This window comes from Gilliamella sp. Fer1-1 (assembly GCF_001690825.1).
GTDB lineage: Bacteria > Pseudomonadota > Gammaproteobacteria > Enterobacterales > Orbaceae > Gilliamella > Gilliamella apicola_C.
Window position 1 is genome coordinate 1 of the sequence record NZ_LZGX01000107.1, and the last position, 16634, is coordinate 16634.

At 36.4% G+C, this 16634-nt stretch carries 20 protein-coding genes, 1 pseudogene and 1 CRISPR repeat array; of the genes and pseudogenes, 18 read left to right on the top strand and 3 right to left on the bottom strand.

Annotation, left to right across the window (positions count from 1 at the left end; translation table 11 throughout):
- The 3 genes and pseudogenes from A9G28_RS11485 to A9G28_RS11495 all read right to left on the bottom strand — a co-directional run.
- A pseudogene (locus A9G28_RS11485) lies at positions 1-301 on the bottom strand (hypothetical protein); the annotation flags it as partial.
- 23 nt (positions 302-324) lie between these two features.
- On the bottom strand, positions 325-630 hold the full coding sequence (locus A9G28_RS11490; protein WP_065580748.1) for a hypothetical protein: 306 nt from the start codon (positions 628-630) through the stop codon (positions 325-327).
- An 81-nt stretch (positions 631-711) separates the two neighbouring features.
- Entirely contained in the window at positions 712-1410 is a 699-nt protein-coding gene (locus tag A9G28_RS11495; protein WP_141673667.1) for an XRE family transcriptional regulator, read from the bottom strand.
- A gap of 127 nt (positions 1411-1537) precedes the next feature.
- Here A9G28_RS11495 and A9G28_RS11500 point away from each other — a divergent pair, with 127 nt between their 5' ends.
- From A9G28_RS11500 to A9G28_RS11580, 18 genes are all read left to right on the top strand, one after another.
- Complete coding sequence (locus A9G28_RS11500) at positions 1538-1795, top strand: transcriptional regulator (protein WP_065568063.1); 258 nt, start codon at positions 1538-1540, stop codon at positions 1793-1795.
- Positions 1779-2006, top strand: a complete 228-nt coding sequence (locus A9G28_RS11505; RefSeq protein WP_141674747.1) for a helix-turn-helix domain-containing protein — start codon at positions 1779-1781, stop codon at positions 2004-2006. Before A9G28_RS11500 ends, A9G28_RS11505 begins: the two co-directional genes overlap by 17 nt.
- On the top strand, positions 2006-2776 hold the full coding sequence (locus A9G28_RS11510) for a hypothetical protein (protein WP_065580749.1): 771 nt from the start codon (positions 2006-2008) through the stop codon (positions 2774-2776). Before A9G28_RS11505 ends, A9G28_RS11510 begins: the two co-directional genes overlap by 1 nt.
- A 2-nt stretch (positions 2777-2778) precedes the next feature.
- The gene (locus A9G28_RS11515) at positions 2779-3435 is read left to right on the top strand and encodes a hypothetical protein (protein WP_065568061.1); all 657 of its coding nucleotides are present in this window, start codon (positions 2779-2781) and stop codon (positions 3433-3435) included.
- A 317-nt stretch (positions 3436-3752) separates the two neighbouring features.
- The gene (locus tag A9G28_RS11520; RefSeq protein WP_141673666.1) at positions 3753-4109 is read left to right on the top strand and encodes an antiterminator Q family protein; all 357 of its coding nucleotides are present in this window, start codon (positions 3753-3755) and stop codon (positions 4107-4109) included.
- A 179-nt stretch (positions 4110-4288) separates the two neighbouring features.
- A CRISPR array of direct repeats spans positions 4289-4622; the repeat unit is 29 nt; unit sequence GTGTTCCCTGTATACACAGGGATAAACCG.
- Between the two features lie 1142 nt (positions 4623-5764).
- The gene (locus tag A9G28_RS11525; RefSeq protein WP_065580750.1) at positions 5765-6448 is read left to right on the top strand and encodes an endonuclease; all 684 of its coding nucleotides are present in this window, start codon (positions 5765-5767) and stop codon (positions 6446-6448) included.
- On the top strand, positions 6445-6798 hold the full coding sequence (locus tag A9G28_RS11530) for a hypothetical protein (protein ID WP_065580751.1): 354 nt from the start codon (positions 6445-6447) through the stop codon (positions 6796-6798). Before A9G28_RS11525 ends, A9G28_RS11530 begins: the two co-directional genes overlap by 4 nt.
- A gap of 233 nt (positions 6799-7031) precedes the next feature.
- Entirely contained in the window at positions 7032-7256 is a 225-nt protein-coding gene (locus A9G28_RS14255) for a phage holin family protein (RefSeq protein ID WP_081301583.1), read from the top strand.
- Positions 7216-7752 carry a lysozyme gene (locus A9G28_RS11535; protein WP_065580752.1) on the top strand — a complete coding sequence of 179 codons (537 nt, stop codon included), beginning with the start codon at positions 7216-7218 and terminating at the stop codon, positions 7750-7752. The genes A9G28_RS14255 and A9G28_RS11535 overlap by 41 nt, the downstream gene beginning before the upstream one ends.
- Positions 7753-7983: 231 nt before the next feature.
- The gene (locus A9G28_RS11545) at positions 7984-8280 is read left to right on the top strand and encodes a hypothetical protein (RefSeq protein ID WP_442903268.1); all 297 of its coding nucleotides are present in this window, start codon (positions 7984-7986) and stop codon (positions 8278-8280) included.
- Positions 8281-8653: 373 nt separating this feature from the next.
- Entirely contained in the window at positions 8654-9298 is a 645-nt protein-coding gene (locus tag A9G28_RS11550) for a phage tail terminator protein (RefSeq protein ID WP_065580755.1), read from the top strand.
- Entirely contained in the window at positions 9288-9458 is a 171-nt protein-coding gene (locus A9G28_RS13190; RefSeq protein WP_081297895.1) for a DUF2635 domain-containing protein, read from the top strand. Before A9G28_RS11550 ends, A9G28_RS13190 begins: the two co-directional genes overlap by 11 nt.
- A gap of 2 nt (positions 9459-9460) precedes the next feature.
- The gene (locus tag A9G28_RS11555; protein WP_065580756.1) at positions 9461-10960 is read left to right on the top strand and encodes a phage tail sheath subtilisin-like domain-containing protein; all 1500 of its coding nucleotides are present in this window, start codon (positions 9461-9463) and stop codon (positions 10958-10960) included.
- Entirely contained in the window at positions 10960-11322 is a 363-nt protein-coding gene (locus tag A9G28_RS11560; protein ID WP_065580757.1) for a phage tail tube protein, read from the top strand. The genes A9G28_RS11555 and A9G28_RS11560 overlap by 1 nt, the downstream gene beginning before the upstream one ends.
- The gene (locus tag A9G28_RS11565) at positions 11322-11648 is read left to right on the top strand and encodes a phage tail assembly protein (protein WP_081295695.1); all 327 of its coding nucleotides are present in this window, start codon (positions 11322-11324) and stop codon (positions 11646-11648) included. Before A9G28_RS11560 ends, A9G28_RS11565 begins: the two co-directional genes overlap by 1 nt.
- Positions 11649-11778: 130 nt before the next feature.
- Positions 11779-14226, top strand: a complete 2448-nt coding sequence (locus A9G28_RS11570; protein WP_065580759.1) for a phage tail tape measure protein — start codon at positions 11779-11781, stop codon at positions 14224-14226.
- On the top strand, positions 14226-15587 hold the full coding sequence (locus tag A9G28_RS11575) for a DNA circularization protein (RefSeq protein WP_065580760.1): 1362 nt from the start codon (positions 14226-14228) through the stop codon (positions 15585-15587). The genes A9G28_RS11570 and A9G28_RS11575 overlap by 1 nt, the downstream gene beginning before the upstream one ends.
- Positions 15584-16624, top strand: a complete 1041-nt coding sequence (locus A9G28_RS11580; RefSeq protein ID WP_065568045.1) for a phage baseplate assembly protein — start codon at positions 15584-15586, stop codon at positions 16622-16624. The genes A9G28_RS11575 and A9G28_RS11580 overlap by 4 nt, the downstream gene beginning before the upstream one ends.
- Positions 16625-16634: the final 10 nt, after the last annotated feature.

A 16634-nucleotide genomic window follows, 5' to 3' on the forward strand; every position in this document is an offset into this window, starting at 1 on the left:
AGGTGCTTTTTATTTTACCCAAAACAACACCTTGCATAGGAACGTTCCAGTTTTCTAGAATTTTTGTTTTGCTTAGATGTGAAGTAAGGCTAGAAATAATTAATTCAATCAGAGCGTTAAACTGATCTGATTTGTTACCATACATAGCTTTAACCACGCACTGTCTAATAGATTGTCTAATTTTAAATTCACCCCCTTCACTAACAGCTACCACAGCGATAGTCAGTTTTTCTCCAGAGCCAATGATTGGCTCAAAATAAATTGGAGCCCAAATAGCTTTATAGGTTGGCGTTTTTGGCATTGTGAATAATAATTTATTACTATCTAATATGGATCTTGAATATTTAATTTATGATAGAGATTTGGATACCCAACATCAAGAGAACCGAAGCAGAAAACATCATTTTGGTCTAATAGTAATATGGGCTCAGGAATTGGTAAATTTATTAGTCTACCTAATATTGCGCAAATTAATTCTTTTAATATCTCAATGCCTTTTATATACTTCGCTACAACAGGATATTCTTCATTATCACAACAAGCGATACATCTGAAAGAACTATTTATGCCATCTTCGATAGGTTCCGAATCACTAATAATTCTTCCTACTTTTACCATATTGTCTGTCATCAAACATCATTCCTTACATTATTGATTTAAACTATTTAAAAATCGCCAAAGCAGTGAGTCATGTTTCCTTAATAACATCAATCACATTTCAAATGAACAATGAAATACTCGTCCGATTATTTGTATATTCTTCGCATCATCGACTTCATCTGGGTATTCCTCCGAGTTGTACGAAACAATTCTAATTTTTCCTGCTGGTAATAAATACAATCTTTTTAACCGACACAATCCATCTTGGCATATTGCATAAACATCGCCATCACGAATATCTTTTTGTAGTGTGTTTACAGCAACTGTTGCTCCATCTGGAATAACGGGCTCCATGCTATTTCCTTTAGCAGGAAAACAAACAACAAACTCTTTTTGTGCATTTTTTCTTCTAAAGAAAGATTTGCTAAATCTGAGCTTATAGCCGTTGTGATCTTCCATGCTTGAACAGCCATGTCCAGCTGCAAGTTCGATTGATTTAAAATATGGGACTTCAACTTCATCTTCATTCAACGGAGTTTTATCATCCCATTCATCCACTTCTCTTGTTGATAATTCGCTCATCGGCGTTCCATCTTTTTGTTGTTTAAGCGGAGCGCCTTCTCCTTTAGCTAACCATTCCACCGAAACACCTAAATAATCAGCGATCTTCAATAAATTTCTATTTGATTTGGTTTTACCTGTCATCAACTTCCATATTGTGGTCTGAGACATTCCAATCGCTTCTCCAAGCTTTGCTTGAGAAATCTTTTTTTCTTTCATTATTTTGGTTAATCGATCTGCTAATGTCATTTTTCAATCTCCTTTTTATTAAAACAAAATACAACCAAAGTTGTATAAAGTAAAACATCTTAAGTTGTTGACACTGGCAAAAACACAAGCTAATATTTTACAACATAAGTTGTTAACAAGAGGGTTTATGAAAAACAAAGCAATTGAGAAAGCTATTTTGCTTACTGGAAGTCAAAAAAAATTAGCTGATGCATGTGGTAAAACGCAAACCTCAGTTTGGAAATGGTTACATGGCTTATCTGAAATTAGCCTTGAGAACGCACTTTTAATCGAGAAAGTAACTAATGGAGCCGTTACCGCTTGTGATATCAAACCAGATATATCAAAAATTTTTCCACCTAGACAGAACAATGACGACAGAGGCGATAATGAACACATTAAATAACGAAAACACACATAGCCAATGCGCAAAAATGTTCAACCACTTGCAAAGTGGCAAAACGATTAATCCGTTACTAGCGCTAAATAAATATGATTGCTTTAGGCTTGGCGCGCCAATTTACGATTTAAAACAAATCGGATTTAGCATTGATAAACGAATGATTACAGCGAAAAACGGTAAGAAATACGCTGAATACTCAATGAGGGCCAATTAATGAATGCTGTTGAAACATTAAAATTAATAGGGCGTCCCAACGCTTATTATCCTCGATTAGCGAAACCTCTCGGGGGAGTTGGCCCTGCTGTTTTATTCTCACAATTATTTTATTGGCAAGATAAGGCAACGTCCAATTTAGGTGTGTATAAAACACGTGATGAACTTGAGGATGAAACAGGCTTAACACATAACGAGCAACGAACGGCAATAAAAAAGCTATGTGAAAAAGGTGTGTTAATTGTTACCGAAAAAAGATTAGAGCACAAAACGTTTTACAAAATTGATAACGAAAAAGTTAATCAAGTTTTGAGTGATTTCGCCAACGCTATAACTCAATCATCACGACAAATAAAAAATCGTCATCCCGATCTCTACAATGTAAATGCCGAGACGACTACAAAATCAAGTTCGTTATATCAAGAGAATACTACAAAGATTACTGCAGAAACTACTACAGAGAATACTACAGATATTATTGCGGATAAACCGCAAAACCCTAAACGGGCATGTCAGTTGCCTGATGAATTTAAACCGAACGAACATCATCGAGATATAGCGATAAATGAAAACGTCAATCTGGATAATGAGTTTGTGAAATTTAAGGATTATTGCTTGGCTAACGGTAAAAAATACATTGATTGGAATGCGGCGTTTAATAACTGGTTACGCAATGCAGGTAAATATCAAAAATTTAGCCAATCTAACAAACCTAAATTCATGACCCTTGCTGAACGAAATAGAGCCGTTCTAGAGAGCATGAGGAGTTAGTAATGGCAAAGATCACAGATGATTTTTTAGCAGTTATTGGCGGATTACTTGAGCTTTACGGGCAACAAGCAAGCACAACTAAAGTCAATATTTACTGGTCAACGCTTGGACAATATCCGATTAATTCATTAAAAGCAGCGGCAAACGCATGGGTAAGAAAAAGTCAATTTATGCCGAAGCCTGCGGATCTAATCAAACTAATGGGTGGTGCAAGCAATCATCTGTCACCAGATGAAGCATGGGCAATTGCAATACTGGCTAGTGATGAAACTAACACCGTTGTATGGACGGGTGAAATAGCAAAGGCATGGGCACAAGCGAAAATTGTCTATCAAAATGGCGACAAAATTGGCGCAAGAAGAACGTTTATTGATACCTATGAACGGCTTGTTGATAAATCAATGATGCACGGGCGTACTGCTGAAGTATTTGTCTCATTAGGCAGTGATAAAGAAAAAAGAGTTGACGCTATAAATCATGCGGTTTTTACAGGGCTATTAACGCAAGATCGCGCTAATTATTATCTACCAAAACCAGAAAATACGTTCGCAATGCTTGAATGTAAAACCGAGCAGGGAGCATCAAGTAAAAGTCTGATGCATATTGCTAACATTAAACAGATGCTAAAAACAGCTAAAGCTTGTGCTACAAAGCATTAATCACTGTAAGTTAGGTTCTATCACATGTTAGATAACATAGCGTATGACTATGTTGTAGACCTGAAACAAGCGGTAGATTTGAAAAAACGGTAGCAAATATCGCTACGATTTTATGCGCTAAATGTCCACAAACAAGGCTTAGCGCATAATAACCACAAATCAGGAAATATCATTGAATAGAGGATGAATTGATTAAAAAAATAGGTATTAAAAAGATTGGATGAATAAAAGAGTATCGTGAATCCCAAAACACACGACAGAACAAACCAAACAGATAAAAGCTGAGTATAAAGCAAGATTAAAAAATGAAGGAGAAAATGATGAGAGATACGAAAGATATTTTAACCGCCTGGAAAAACACACGCATTTTAAAGCGCATAGGAACCGAATACCCCTCTAAGTCAGCAGGTATTGACGGCGCACCAATGGATTTTAATTACCGTCAGTATTTAACAGAAGATGAAGCGCAGATTGTTGATAATGCTGTTTTAAGGCTCAAAGCGGATAATATTGAATATTGGGCGGTATTAACCTCTTTTTATCTACGTGACATTTCATGCAGTAAGCAAGCAAAAATATTAGGTAAGCAAACAACAGAAATGACAAAAATATTATTAGCAGCAGAATGTTTTATACGGGGGCACATTATTGAATTATTCCCAAAAGTGGCGTAGATAACCATGATTATAAAAAGAGGTATTTTGGATTGTTAATTAAAATTTATTTAAAACAAAATGTTATGTCTGATATAATCTAATTGGTCGTTGAATAAGCGGTTTAGCAAAAGCGCTTAAAAATTGGTAGAAAATTTTAGTTAATTATTTTATTTATAAAACAAATAGTTATAATTAGAGTGTTCCCTGTATACACAGGGATAAACCCAACTCTTCAGCAATATCCGTATTTTTAATCGCGTGTTCCCTGTATACACAGGGATAAACCGCACTTCTAGTGAATTGCGCTCGATTTCTAGCGGTGTTCCCTGTATACACAGGGATAAACCGTATCTACGCTAAATAATCAGCGCAGATATTTGGTGTTCCCTGTATACACAGGGATAAACCGCGTTAGCCCAAGAGATAGAAGCAGAAGTTATCGTGTTCCCTGTATACACAGGGATAAACCGGGGTTGAGATCGAATGGACGGCTGGCACTCAAGTGTTCCCTGTATACACAAGGATATACCAGTGCTTTTAGAAGCAATGAGTGAACTTCGCCCTAAAATGGACAAATGCCATGCCAGTTAAATATAAGTATGCCAGGTTATTACCAAACGTGGGCTCAAATTAAATGGGCTATTTAGTTATATCAAAACATCTGATTAGCGATATAAAGTACGTTTAGGTGTAGCTTAGTGTACGATATCAGGAACAAAGGCTATGATATAACAGAAAAACGGCAAATCGGGCATGATAAAAGTCACTCAGAAAACCCATTGATTTTATTGAGGTTTTTAAGTGATAGTGAAAGGTAACATTAATGCTTTTACCACAAAACTACCTTATTTTAACTCTATGCCTAAAATTATTCATACACTAGAAATGGAGCTACAAATTATAGTAATAAAAAAAGCGTGAAATATACAATAAAACACTTGACTGTTTAAACGTTTAAATATATGATATGTACATGATGCGGTTTTAAGCGCACAGAATTTAAGTCCGCTAAAATAGTTGGGCTTTTTTTGTTTCCATATGTAAGTCATTTTATGAGAGCACGAGCATATAGACGACATCAGGCTAAGCGATGTTTAGATAACAGAAAGCATGATTTTCATTCTGGCAATACTAGAAAATCGCTTAAAAAGCATGTAATAACACCGGTAGCCTGTTCTTGTTGGATGTGTGGTAATCCAAGAAAATATCATAAATCATTAACTTTACAAGAGCATCGCTCATTATTGAATTTAAAAGAAAGCCTCATTTAGAGGCTTTTTTACTATTTAAACAAAACTTTATAGATAAAACCTCATAGACAAAGCTTTACAGTATCAACCATAAATTAAACTTGCAAACTATCTAAGTTTTCACTTATTTACATTAATTAATGCAATCTTAACTACCTTGATTTTTTAAGATTTTATTGTTATAGTTAAGATCAAAAGCGAGGCTCTTCTCGCCTTTGATACTACTAAAAAGCTGGAAAACTTAAATAGGAGTAGAAGAACAATGATTAGTATTTTCATTTTTCTTCTCCTTATCCCAACTTAGATCGAGGGTTTACTTTCTCAAGTTTCTTGCTTGGTACTTATAGTTAATTGAGTGCGATGATTTTTAATTAGAACGCTCGATATTTTTATTTATTTTGGAGTTGTTTTTTAAACGGATTTATGAAAAAGTTTATCATCTCGCTTGTGCTTGTTTCTTTTTTTGCTAATTCAACACAAAATTTTAATACAGCAAAAAACCAATTAACTAAATTGTATAAATCAAACCCAAAACAAACTGAGTTTTATTGCGCTTGTGAATTTAGCTTTAACGATAAAAAAGGCGTTGTTGATTTTGGTAAATGTGGTTACAAACCCAGAAAAAATGAAGCTCGAGCCTCTCGCATAGAATGGGAACATGTCATGCCAGCTGAAAATTTTGGACACCATTTACAATGTTGGCGAGATGGTGGACGTAAGGCGTGTAAAAAAGATGCTACGTTTAATCTGATGGAAGGTGACATGCATAATCTACAACCTGCAATTGGCGAAGTTAACGGTGATCGTTCTAACTACCGATACTCGCAATTCACTAATCAATTTAATCAGTATGGACAATGTCAATCTGCAGTTGACTTTAAAGCTCGTCAATTTCAACCACGTGACGAGATTCGAGGCATAATTGCACGCACTCATTTTTATATGTCAGATAAATACAACATTAACTTATCGGATTCTGAGCGCAAATTAATGACAGCGTGGAATAAAATGTATCCGCCTGAACAATGGGAATGCAAGCGCAATCAACAAATTAAACAAATTCAGGGTAATGATAATAAGTTCATTACTGAACGATGTGCGCAATGAAAAAGGTAATCGCATTCTTTTTAATTATTTTTTGGTCAACAATCGTCGATGCTCGGGTAAGATATGTATCACATTTCCACAGCTCAAAAAATGGGCATATCAGCCCTACGGCTGAGCGAGTGTTTGATTTTATTTTTTGGTTAGTAGTTATCTTTTTTGCTTTTTTTGTTTTTATTAATATTGTTGTTGCTAAAGATGAGTATAAAAAATTAAAAGCTGAGCAAGAGGAAAAGAATAAAAAAGAAGTTCCTTTAATTGAAAATAAAAAATCAGTAAATAAAGAAATAAAGAAAATTGAAGTATATAAACTAAAGAAATTCAAAAAGAAACGAATAAATAAGAAAAAATAAAGCCGCTTAACTGTGGTTTTTTTATGTCCAAATTTTGAGTTATTTACTCAATACCAAAAAACAGTCCCCCTCATAACCTCTACACTTCTAGTCAAGTAGCAGTAATTCTGCTTAATGCTGAGATTTGATACGTTTGGGGGCATCCACAGAATCGACAGCAAAGCTAGACACGCACACAACTCAATATAGCTAGTACGCTGTCACCTTATTAACTCACATAAAGATATTTTAACATGGAAAGATACTCATCACCGATATCTTATTTCTGGGGCGCTATATGCACGCTTTTAGGCGCACTTAGCTTAAATGATATTGCCATTATTGTAGGTATTATCTTATCAATAGCGACATTTATTATTAATTGGCTGTATAAGCGCCGAGATTTTTATCATAAAAAAAACTTGAGAGAGCAATATTATGCGAAATACCACAAAAATAGCGACGAGTGCGATTTGTAGTGTTTCGGTAATAATCGGTATTGTTATTACCAACTACTCAGATGACATAAGAACAAGTCAATCGGGTCTGGAAATAATCGGTAACGCTGAATCTTGCGTACGAGAGCCTTATTATTGCCCAGCTAACATATTAACGGTAGGCATTGGCTCAACGGGTAATCATATTGAACAAAAAATTTATACTGATGATGAGATAGCAAAGCGTTGGGTCAATGACATAAAAACGGCTGAACAATGTGTTAATCGCTATGCTAAAGGCTTTCATCTTCCCCAGTCTGTTTTTGACGCTGTGACCTCAATTACCTTTAACGTTGGATGTACAAAAATGCGAACATCAACAATGTATAAGCATCTGAATAACGGTGATTATAAGGCGGCTTGTAATGAATTCCCAAGGTGGAATAAAGCAGGTGGTAAGGTTCTAAAAGGCTTAGTAATCAGACGAGAAAAGGAGAAGGCGTTATGTCTATCTTATGCTTCATTATCGCATCAATAATGGCGGTTAAAGGTGTTAACGGTTGGGGGTGGTTTTTATTTGTCTCGTTATTGTTGAGTGGTTCATCATGTTCAAAATATCAAAAGTAAATATATCATTGATTAGTATGTTGCTATTTGTTTGTTATTTCGCCTACAAATGTCGGCAAGATGAAAAGCTTGCAGTGGTGAGAGCAAATAAAGCTGAAGAAAAGTACGAAAAATAGCTACAAGATAACAATGAAGTAACAAAATAGAATCAAACATTATTGAGGCGATAAAAAATGGACAAGCTAAAACAGCGGTTTTACGTTATGATATCGATAATGGTTTTATCGAGTTGCGCGTCAAAGTCGAATCCGTCAAACGAGATAGTGTCACCGCCAGCAATACAGCTAGCAAAGCCTTACGACTTGCAAGAGCTTCTCAACAAGATTATTACCATCTCACTAGCGCAATCAGCTACAACAAAGCCATGATTGATGGTTGGCGAGAATACTATTGTAAAGAGATTGCACCCAAGAATAATACAGAGTTTATGTGCAAATAAACAGTAGATATGATAAACGGATGCAACTATACACATTGGCATAAAGCATGCTTAACATATCTAAAACGAAATTTTTTGTGTTATGCGTTTTATATAAAAAGATATGAACTACCTACAGCTAGATAATGCTGATAAAACAATTTATTCAATATAGATAGCTAAAAGCTGCAATTAACCGAGCGAAAAATTATCTCCACCATTTGTCTCGACATCGTAATGCTTGATATTGCTAGTTATTGTTATAGCAAATCAGGCTTCCATAAAGGATTACTCCGTTTAAAAATTTCATGATTGGTACATTAAAGAAAGAATCATCATGGCGTAAAAACACGTTAACTACAGATCTAGTCAACTCAATGAAGCAGGTTAAACAATGAAATTATCACATATCGTTCACACATTACGCCATTTTAGCCCTAGCTTTGCAGGTCGGGTTGGTGCTGCTGCTGCGTTTTCAGCTATTAAAGATACGGCACTTTTAAAATTACCTGCCGCTTATGTTGTTCCGCTTGATGATAGAGCACAAGACAACAAGTCACAAACAGATTATTGGCAAAATGTGACAGAAAGTTTTGGGGTTATTGTTGTATTAAAACCATTAGATGAACAAGGTCAACACGAAGCATATGACATTGTCGAAAACATAAAAACCGAACTTTGGCGAGCTTTACTCGGTCTTGAACCTTCTTCATCGCATAATCCAATTCAATATGATGGTGGCGGTTTACTGGATTTAGATCAGGGAAGACTTTTTTATCAATTCAATTTTAGTGCAGTGCGCGAAGTTGGTTTTGATAATACTCGTCAACACTTTGATTTAAATGCTATTGATAATCCAATTCCCGATCCTGATTGGCAATTCGATCCAAACGACCCAGATGCCATCAAACCTCCGCAGTATAACCCGTTAAACATTGGCAACTTCGATACTCTATCAGGAACGATTAATGAACTAGATTCGGGGGTAACGGTGAATTTTCAAAATAATAATATCTATGAGGGCAATAATGATAATTAAACCTATCAATAACAAACAGGTATATGACCCAGATAACGGGGATTATTTACCTAAAGGCGGTCGTCATGTTGAGTTTAACCAATACTGGGCTAGACGACTGGCAAATAATGATGTTGAAGAAACAACCAACATCAAATTAAAACAAAAAAAGGGTAACTAAAAATGACAATTAGTTTTAACAATATTCCTAACAATATAAAAGTTCCATTATTTTATGCGGAAGTGGATTCGTCTGCGGCTAATACAATTCAAGATAGCGGTGCTTCATTAATTATTGCTTATCCATTAGCTGATAGCAGTATTGAACGTAATAAGCTCATTATTATGCCGTCTGCAGATCAAGCTAAAAAACTCGCAGGACAAGGTAGCCAATTATCTAGAATGGTTGAATCCTATCGAAACACCGATAATTTTGGTGAGTTATGGGTGATTGCTGTTGACGAACCTGCATCTGGCTCAAACGCAACAGGCACTATTCAAATATCAGGCACCGCAGAAGAAACAGGGACATTAAGTTTATATATTGGTAACTGCAAAATTCAATCGCGCGTAACGATTTCGGATACTGCGGACAATATTGCCAATGCACTAAATAATGCAATTAATACCAATTCCAATTTACCTGTTACAGCAACTATTAGCAATAGCACTATCACGTTAACAGCCAAAAACAAAGGATTGAATGGCAATGATATCCCGCTATGCTTTAACTATTACGGCACAATCGGCGGAGAAGAAACACCTGACGGATTAAATATTGCAATCACGCAAATGCATGGCGGAACAGGTACTCCAGATTTAACGCCGGTTATTGCCGCGATGGGGGACAAACTCCTTGATTTTATCGCCTTTCCATTTAATGACTTAGCATCACTCGCAACATTCAACCAAGAAATGGATGACACAGTAGGGCGTTGGAGTTATGCGCGCCAATTGTATGGACATGCTTATACTGCTAAAAAAGGTGATTTATCCGAGCTTGTCGAATTTGGTGATAAATTAAATTACCAACATATTACCGTTGCAGGCTATGAAAAAAACATTCAGACAGGTATTGATGAATTAATTGCAATGCGAACAGCGCGGAATGCAATTTTTATTCGTAACGATCCTGCTCGACCAACACAAACGGGCTTATTAAACGGCGCGTTACCCGCACCAGATAGTGATCAGTTTACACTAACAGAACAACAATCTTTGCTAAGCCATGGTATTGCTACAGCTTATGTTTCTAGCGGAAATTTATTAATACAACGTGATATCACAACCTATCAACGTAATAGCTACGGCATTGCTGATAATAGCTATTTAGATAGTGAAACCTTGCATACGCTAGCGTATGTATTACGTAAATTACGCAGTGTGATCACATCTAAATACCCACGGCATAAACTAGCAAATGACGGCACGCGATTTGGTGCAGGGCAGGCAATTATCACCCCTTCCGTCGCTAAAGCGGAAATTAATGCAACATATCGACAATTAGAATTATTAGGTTTAGTTGAAAACTTTGATGTGTTCAAAAAGAACTTAATTGTTGAACGAAATGTCAACGATCCTAATCGATTAGATGTGTTATTCCCACCTGATCTCGTTAATCAATTACGCGTTTTTGCTGTGTTAGCACAGTTTAGATTGCAATATCCAGAGGAGAAAAACTAATGACACAACGACGTATTGCAGGAACAACTTATATTAAAGTTGATGCCAACCAACTATCATTAACAGGCGGTATTGAAGTCCCAATGAATACTAATGTAAAAGAAAGTATTTTGGGATTAGATAATAGCGTTCACTATAAAGAAACGTTCCGAGCTCCGTACATTAAAGGGACATTTAAAGTACCGAGTGATTTTCCAATCGACAAGTTAATGTCTAGCGATTCAATGACAGTTACCGCAGAACTTGCCAACGGTAAGGTTTACGTTTTATCTAATGCTTGGGTAGAAGGTGAAGTTAATCACAATGCCGAAGACGGTACAGCAGAAATCGAATTTCACGGTGAAGAAGGATTTTATCAATAATGAAAGAAATTAAACTATCACAGCCGATCATGGCACATGGCAATGAATTACATGTGCTGGAATTAAAAGAGCCTACCGTCAAAGATATCAAAAAATTGGGATTCCCATTTGATAGCCAAATGATTGGCGATCCTAAAAAAGTGGCTGATTACATCGTGGCATTAGGTAATGTTACACCAAGCTCGGTGGAACAACTTACACCCTATGATTTTCTAATGATTACGGGAGAAATTATGATGTTCTTTGGCCCAAAGGATCAAGTAAAGGAAGCAGAGACGCCATTGGAAGCGGAGCAAGCCCAATCATCACCATTGAATATCTTGTAAACCTTTGTTTTGAAGTTGCCAAGTACTGGCAACTTTCTCCTTTCTACATCATTGAAGAACGTTCACTATCCGAAGTCTTTGAACTCTGTGAACAAGCAAACCGCATAGAAAATAGCAAGGAATCAACATTATGACTAGCTTTAATTTAAAAGCTGCAAAGGAATATATCGATAAGCTACCGCCAAAATTAAATAATATAAAAGGCAAACTTGAAAAATTTCAAAAAAGTGTGCAAAACTCAAAGTTTGCCCAATTTGATCTAAAAGGTGCTGTAACTGGCCTTAATATTTCTGCGCCGTTTGTTAAAGGTGTGAAAGATGCAATAGCGTATGAAGAAGTTATGGCTGACATCAAAAAGGTTGTTGACTTTGATACGCCTGAGCAATTCAAACAAATGGGGCAAGATATTCGTGAAATGTCACTAACGTTACCAATGGCAGCTAAAGATATCGGCGCAATTGTTGCAGCAGGCGGACAAGCAGGTATCCCAAAAGAAGATTTAAAGCAATTTGCCGAAGATGCTGTAAAAATGGGTATAGCATTTGATAGCTCTGCGGAAGAAGCGAGTAGCACAATGGCAACATGGCGAACAGCTTTAAAGCTAACTCAAAATGAGGTTGTTGAATTATCTGATAAAATTAAATTGTTGAGCAATCCGCAAAATGCAAAAGTTAAAGATATTTCAGATGTAGTTACAAATGTAGTTACAGAAATTGGTTCGCTGGATAATATTTCTGGTAGCAGTGCTGACAAGTTAGTTGCATTAAGTTCAACAATTATTTCCGTTGGTACAAATACAGATCAAGCAGCTACGGGTATAAAAAACTTTATGTCGATGCTGGCATCAGGTGAGGCTGCGACTGAGAAACAACAAGAGGCATTACAACAGTTAGGCTTCACATCAACTGAAATAGCTAACATCATGCAGAAAGATGCCGAAGGAGCGATTACATCAGTACTTGAATCGCTAGGTAAAGTACCAAAAGATAGGCAATCTGCATTACTAGCAGATTTGTTTGGTAAAGAAAGTATTGCTGCAATTTCACCATTAGTTGATAATCTGGAACTATTAAAAACTAATTTTAAGCGTGTTGAGGATGCATCGCAATACGCTGGTTTGATGCAGGAACAGTATGAATTAAGATTAAATAACGTAGCCCAAAAATTACAAATTTTTAATAATGGTCTTAATAATATCAGTTTATCAATTGGTGAGGCATTATTACCAACATTTATCGAACTATTAAACCAAATGCAACCGTTAATCGTTTCATTTGGGCATTTTATTCAAGAAAATCCTGAACTCGTGAAAATGGCTGCGATGGCGATTGTGGGGTTAATTGGTCTTCGTGTTGCATGTGCAGGTGTGAATACTATTGTTGGTGTGCTAACAACCGGGATCGATATTTACAACGGTGTACTTAAAGCTAATAAATGGGTAACAAAGTCTCATGCGGCTATTCAATTAAAATTATCTAATGCATTTAAAAAGGTTCGAAATTCCTCAATAGCACTTAAAATAGTGACATTGGCTCATACAGGTGTTTTAAAAAGCATTACTTTAGCGACAAAATTATTTACTTTCTCGAAGATAGCATTATCTAATGCATTTAAAAAGGTTCGAAATTCCTCAATAGCACTTAGAATAGTGACATTGGCTCATACAGGCGTTTTAAAAAGCATTACTTTAGCGACAAAATTATTTACTTTCGCGCAGGTAGCATTATCTAATGCATTTAAAACGGTTCGAAATTCCTCAATAGCACTTAGAATAGTGACATTGGCTCATACAGGCGTTTTAAAAAGCATTACTTTAGCGACGAAATTATTTGCTTTCGCACAGATAGCATTATCCAATGCATTTAAAATTGTTCGAGTTACTTCAATTGCGCTTTTCACGGTCATGGCCATGAATCCAATTGGGCTAATCATGACAGGTATAGCTATTGCTGCAACATTAATCATCACATACTGGGATGATATAGTTAAGTTCTTTCAATGGCTATGGGGGGTGATAAAACCTTACGTTATGCCTATTATTGATTATTTTATAGCAGAATTTAAAGCAGGTGGTGAAAGCATCATAAATGGCTGGCAGAGGGTAAATGAGTTTTTTAGCGGATTGTGGGCGTCTATTGAGCCATATGTAATGCTGATTTTTGATATATTCATTGAACCCTTTAAAAATGCGGGTGAAGTTATACCAACGGTATGGGAAAGTGTTCAGAATTTCTTTAAAAACCTATGGGATAACGTTAAGTCTGGCATCCAACCGCTACTAGATGCTTGGGACTTTCTTTTCGGTGACAATGAAAAGAAAGTAAAAGTTACGGCTGATACAGCGAGTTTACCGAAAGAAATGACCAAACCAATGGTTACATGCTCCAATTATCAAACGCCTCAAATGCCAATTAATAACTTTTCAAATAATAATGCAAATCGAAATAGTAATGGTGAATTGGTTGTGAAGTTTGAAAATGCCCCGCAAGGGACTATCGTAAAACAAACTAAACAGGCATCGGGTTTTGATACTAAAGCCGATGTGGGTTGGAATCCATATGCATTAGGAGTCTATTGATGAACTTCATGAATTGGCTAAATGATTTATTACCAGCAAGTTTTCGAGGAGTGCCATTTCAAGTGAGTGGCACATCAGCTGAATTTGGTCGGCGTAATGAAACCCATGAATATCCGTTCCGAGATGTTCCTTATACGGAAGATCTAGGTCGTTCTGCGCGTAAAAATAAAATTGATGCGTTTGTTATTGGTGACGACCACAAAGAACAAGCTGAAAAACTGGTAGAAGCCATCGAGAAAGAAGGTGCAGGTACACTCATGCACCCCATATTTGGTGAATTGAATGTTAACATTACCGGCACGGCAACCGTTAGTAACTCGGTTGAAAACGGTCGAATGAGTGTTATTTCATTCTCTTTTGTTGAGGCGGGGGAATTAATCTTCCCCGATTCATCTATCGCAACAGATGATGTAGTTGATGAAAATGCAGATAATGTAGATCAAGCACTACTAGATGCATTTGAAGATTTTGATTTAATCGACGCGCCCGATTTTGTCTTGAGTAATATTCTTGATGAAACCGTGTCAATTTTAAATGACATAGCTGATGCTTATAATGCGATAACTCCCTATGTTAATGATGTGATTAAAATCCTAAATGGTGATTTATCACCCATTCTTGGTGCTAGGGGTTCATCCATTATTAATTCAATCAAAAATGTTTGGCAAAGCGCAACAACATTTTCCAATTCTGTAAATGATTTGGTAGCCAGAGTAAAGGTGTTTAACGGCGTATTATTTATAAAAAGCGTTTTGCCTAGCGCCATTTGGTCAACAGATAGCAAATCGACCCAAAAAAGAAAGAAAAATCAAAATCTAATCAATACCGCGATTCGCGTAACCGCACTAACCGAAGCCTCACGAATAATTGCGTCATTGCCAAAGCAAGTTGCAGATAAGAAAAAACGAGCATTTGTACCAGTAGCCTTAGAATCTATGAAAGGTAAAAAAGAAAATTCTTTTGCTCAAGGACAGCTATTACCCACTAGTCGTTCAACGGCTAATATAACAAGCAGATCAGAATCAACATCTGAAAAAAGTAATACCATTTCATTTGATGATTTGCTGGATATCAAAGATGCTATTAATGAATCGTTTGATAAAGAACTGTCAAGAACCGAGCATGATGGTTTGTACATTGCACTAGTAAAATTAAAAGCTGCAGTTAACCAAGATATCAATGCACGCTTAATCAAAATAGAAAAAACCATTGTTTATATGCCTAATGACGTATTGCCCGATTTAGTTTTAGCGCACTATCTCTATAACAATGCGACACGTTATGATGATATATCAATTCGCAACAACGTCCTTCATCCTGGTTTTGTGCCCGTTAAAGAACTGAGAGTACCCAAACCATGAGCGATAATAAAGTGTTGTTAAAAATTAATCACAAATACTTTGGCGGTTGGACTGATGTAAGTATTTCGGCGGGTATTGAACGACTAGCCCGTGATTTTAATGTCACTATTACTCGACAATGGCCATCATCAGGCGATGCTTCAGAAGCAAAAATTGATGTTAAAAATGGTGATTTAGTTGAAGTGTATATTGATGATGACGTGGTTTTAACGGGGTACGTTGAAGCATTGCCGATTCGATATGATGCGGGATCACTATCAATGGGTATTGTTGGCAGAAGTAAAACCGCAGATTGTATTGATTGTAGTGCAGTACCCAAACAATATAGCGGTAGTTCCACTATTCAAGTTATTCAAGATTTAGTTAAACCGTTTAAGCTAAACGTTATCAACCAAGGTAATGATGTTGGTGCTATTAGCATTCAAGCGGATCAAGGGGACACTGTTTTTGATGTCATTAGTAAAATAATGGGTATGCAACAAATTATTGTATTTGATGACGAGCAAGGGCAAGTAGTGATTGGTGATATCGGTTTCGATGAGGCAAAAACAGCCTTGGTTTTAGGAGCTAATATTTTGTCGGCGGATACTGGAAATAGTATCGAGGATCGATATTCCGATTATTTTGTCTCAGGGCAAAGCATCGGTGATGATGAAAACTTTGGTGAAGCAACGCTAGCATCCGTTAGCGCCACATCTAAAGATGAGGAAATTGTTCGTTATCGTCCATTAATCATAAAGCAGTCTGGCGACTCGAATAACGGTACTTGCCAAGAACGCTGTGAAATGGAAAAAGTGCTGAGAGCAAGCAAAACCAGAGAAGTCACTTACACCGTACAAGGTTGGCGTCAGGGGGACGGAACGTTATGGAAACCCAATCAAATGGTTGTCGTTAATGATCCGCTGCTGGGTTACGATAATGAAAAACTGGTTATTGCTGAAGTTAAATATAGCTTAAGCAGTCGTGGAACGTTATGCGAATTAAAAATAGGTCCAGTTGAAGCCTATTTGCCTGACAAGAAGAAAAAAGGTAAGTAACCAGATGGTG

Excerpts from the sequence above, each read along its gene's own strand:
- A9G28_RS11515 (WP_065568061.1), top strand. The coding sequence starts at position 2,779 with ATGGCAAAGATCACAGATGATTTTTTAGCAGTTATTGGCGGATTACTT.
- A9G28_RS11520 (WP_141673666.1), top strand. The coding sequence starts at position 3,753 with ATGATGAGAGATACGAAAGATATTTTAACCGCCTGGAAAAACACACGC.
- A9G28_RS11575 (WP_065580760.1), top strand. The coding sequence starts at position 14,226 with ATGAACTTCATGAATTGGCTAAATGATTTATTACCAGCAAGTTTTCGA.
- A9G28_RS14255 (WP_081301583.1), top strand. The coding sequence starts at position 7,032 with ATGGAAAGATACTCATCACCGATATCTTATTTCTGGGGCGCTATATGC.
- A9G28_RS11580 (WP_065568045.1), top strand. The coding sequence starts at position 15,584 with ATGAGCGATAATAAAGTGTTGTTAAAAATTAATCACAAATACTTTGGC.
- A9G28_RS11570 (WP_065580759.1), top strand. The coding sequence starts at position 11,779 with ATGACTAGCTTTAATTTAAAAGCTGCAAAGGAATATATCGATAAGCTA.
- A9G28_RS11555 (WP_065580756.1), top strand. The coding sequence starts at position 9,461 with ATGACAATTAGTTTTAACAATATTCCTAACAATATAAAAGTTCCATTA.
- A9G28_RS11525 (WP_065580750.1), top strand. The coding sequence starts at position 5,765 with ATGAAAAAGTTTATCATCTCGCTTGTGCTTGTTTCTTTTTTTGCTAAT.
- A9G28_RS11510 (WP_065580749.1), top strand. The coding sequence starts at position 2,006 with ATGAATGCTGTTGAAACATTAAAATTAATAGGGCGTCCCAACGCTTAT.
- A9G28_RS11550 (WP_065580755.1), top strand. The coding sequence starts at position 8,654 with ATGAAATTATCACATATCGTTCACACATTACGCCATTTTAGCCCTAGC.
- A9G28_RS11530 (WP_065580751.1), top strand. The coding sequence starts at position 6,445 with ATGAAAAAGGTAATCGCATTCTTTTTAATTATTTTTTGGTCAACAATC.
- A9G28_RS11490 (WP_065580748.1), bottom strand. The coding sequence starts at position 630 with ATGACAGACAATATGGTAAAAGTAGGAAGAATTATTAGTGATTCGGAA.
- A9G28_RS13190 (WP_081297895.1), top strand. The coding sequence starts at position 9,288 with ATGATAATTAAACCTATCAATAACAAACAGGTATATGACCCAGATAAC.
- A9G28_RS11560 (WP_065580757.1), top strand. The coding sequence starts at position 10,960 with ATGACACAACGACGTATTGCAGGAACAACTTATATTAAAGTTGATGCC.
- A9G28_RS11565 (WP_081295695.1), top strand. The coding sequence starts at position 11,322 with ATGAAAGAAATTAAACTATCACAGCCGATCATGGCACATGGCAATGAA.
- A9G28_RS11505 (WP_141674747.1), top strand. The coding sequence starts at position 1,779 with ATGAACACATTAAATAACGAAAACACACATAGCCAATGCGCAAAAATG.
- A9G28_RS11535 (WP_065580752.1), top strand. The coding sequence starts at position 7,216 with ATGCGAAATACCACAAAAATAGCGACGAGTGCGATTTGTAGTGTTTCG.
- A9G28_RS11500 (WP_065568063.1), top strand. The coding sequence starts at position 1,538 with ATGAAAAACAAAGCAATTGAGAAAGCTATTTTGCTTACTGGAAGTCAA.
- A9G28_RS11495 (WP_141673667.1), bottom strand. The coding sequence starts at position 1,410 with ATGACATTAGCAGATCGATTAACCAAAATAATGAAAGAAAAAAAGATT.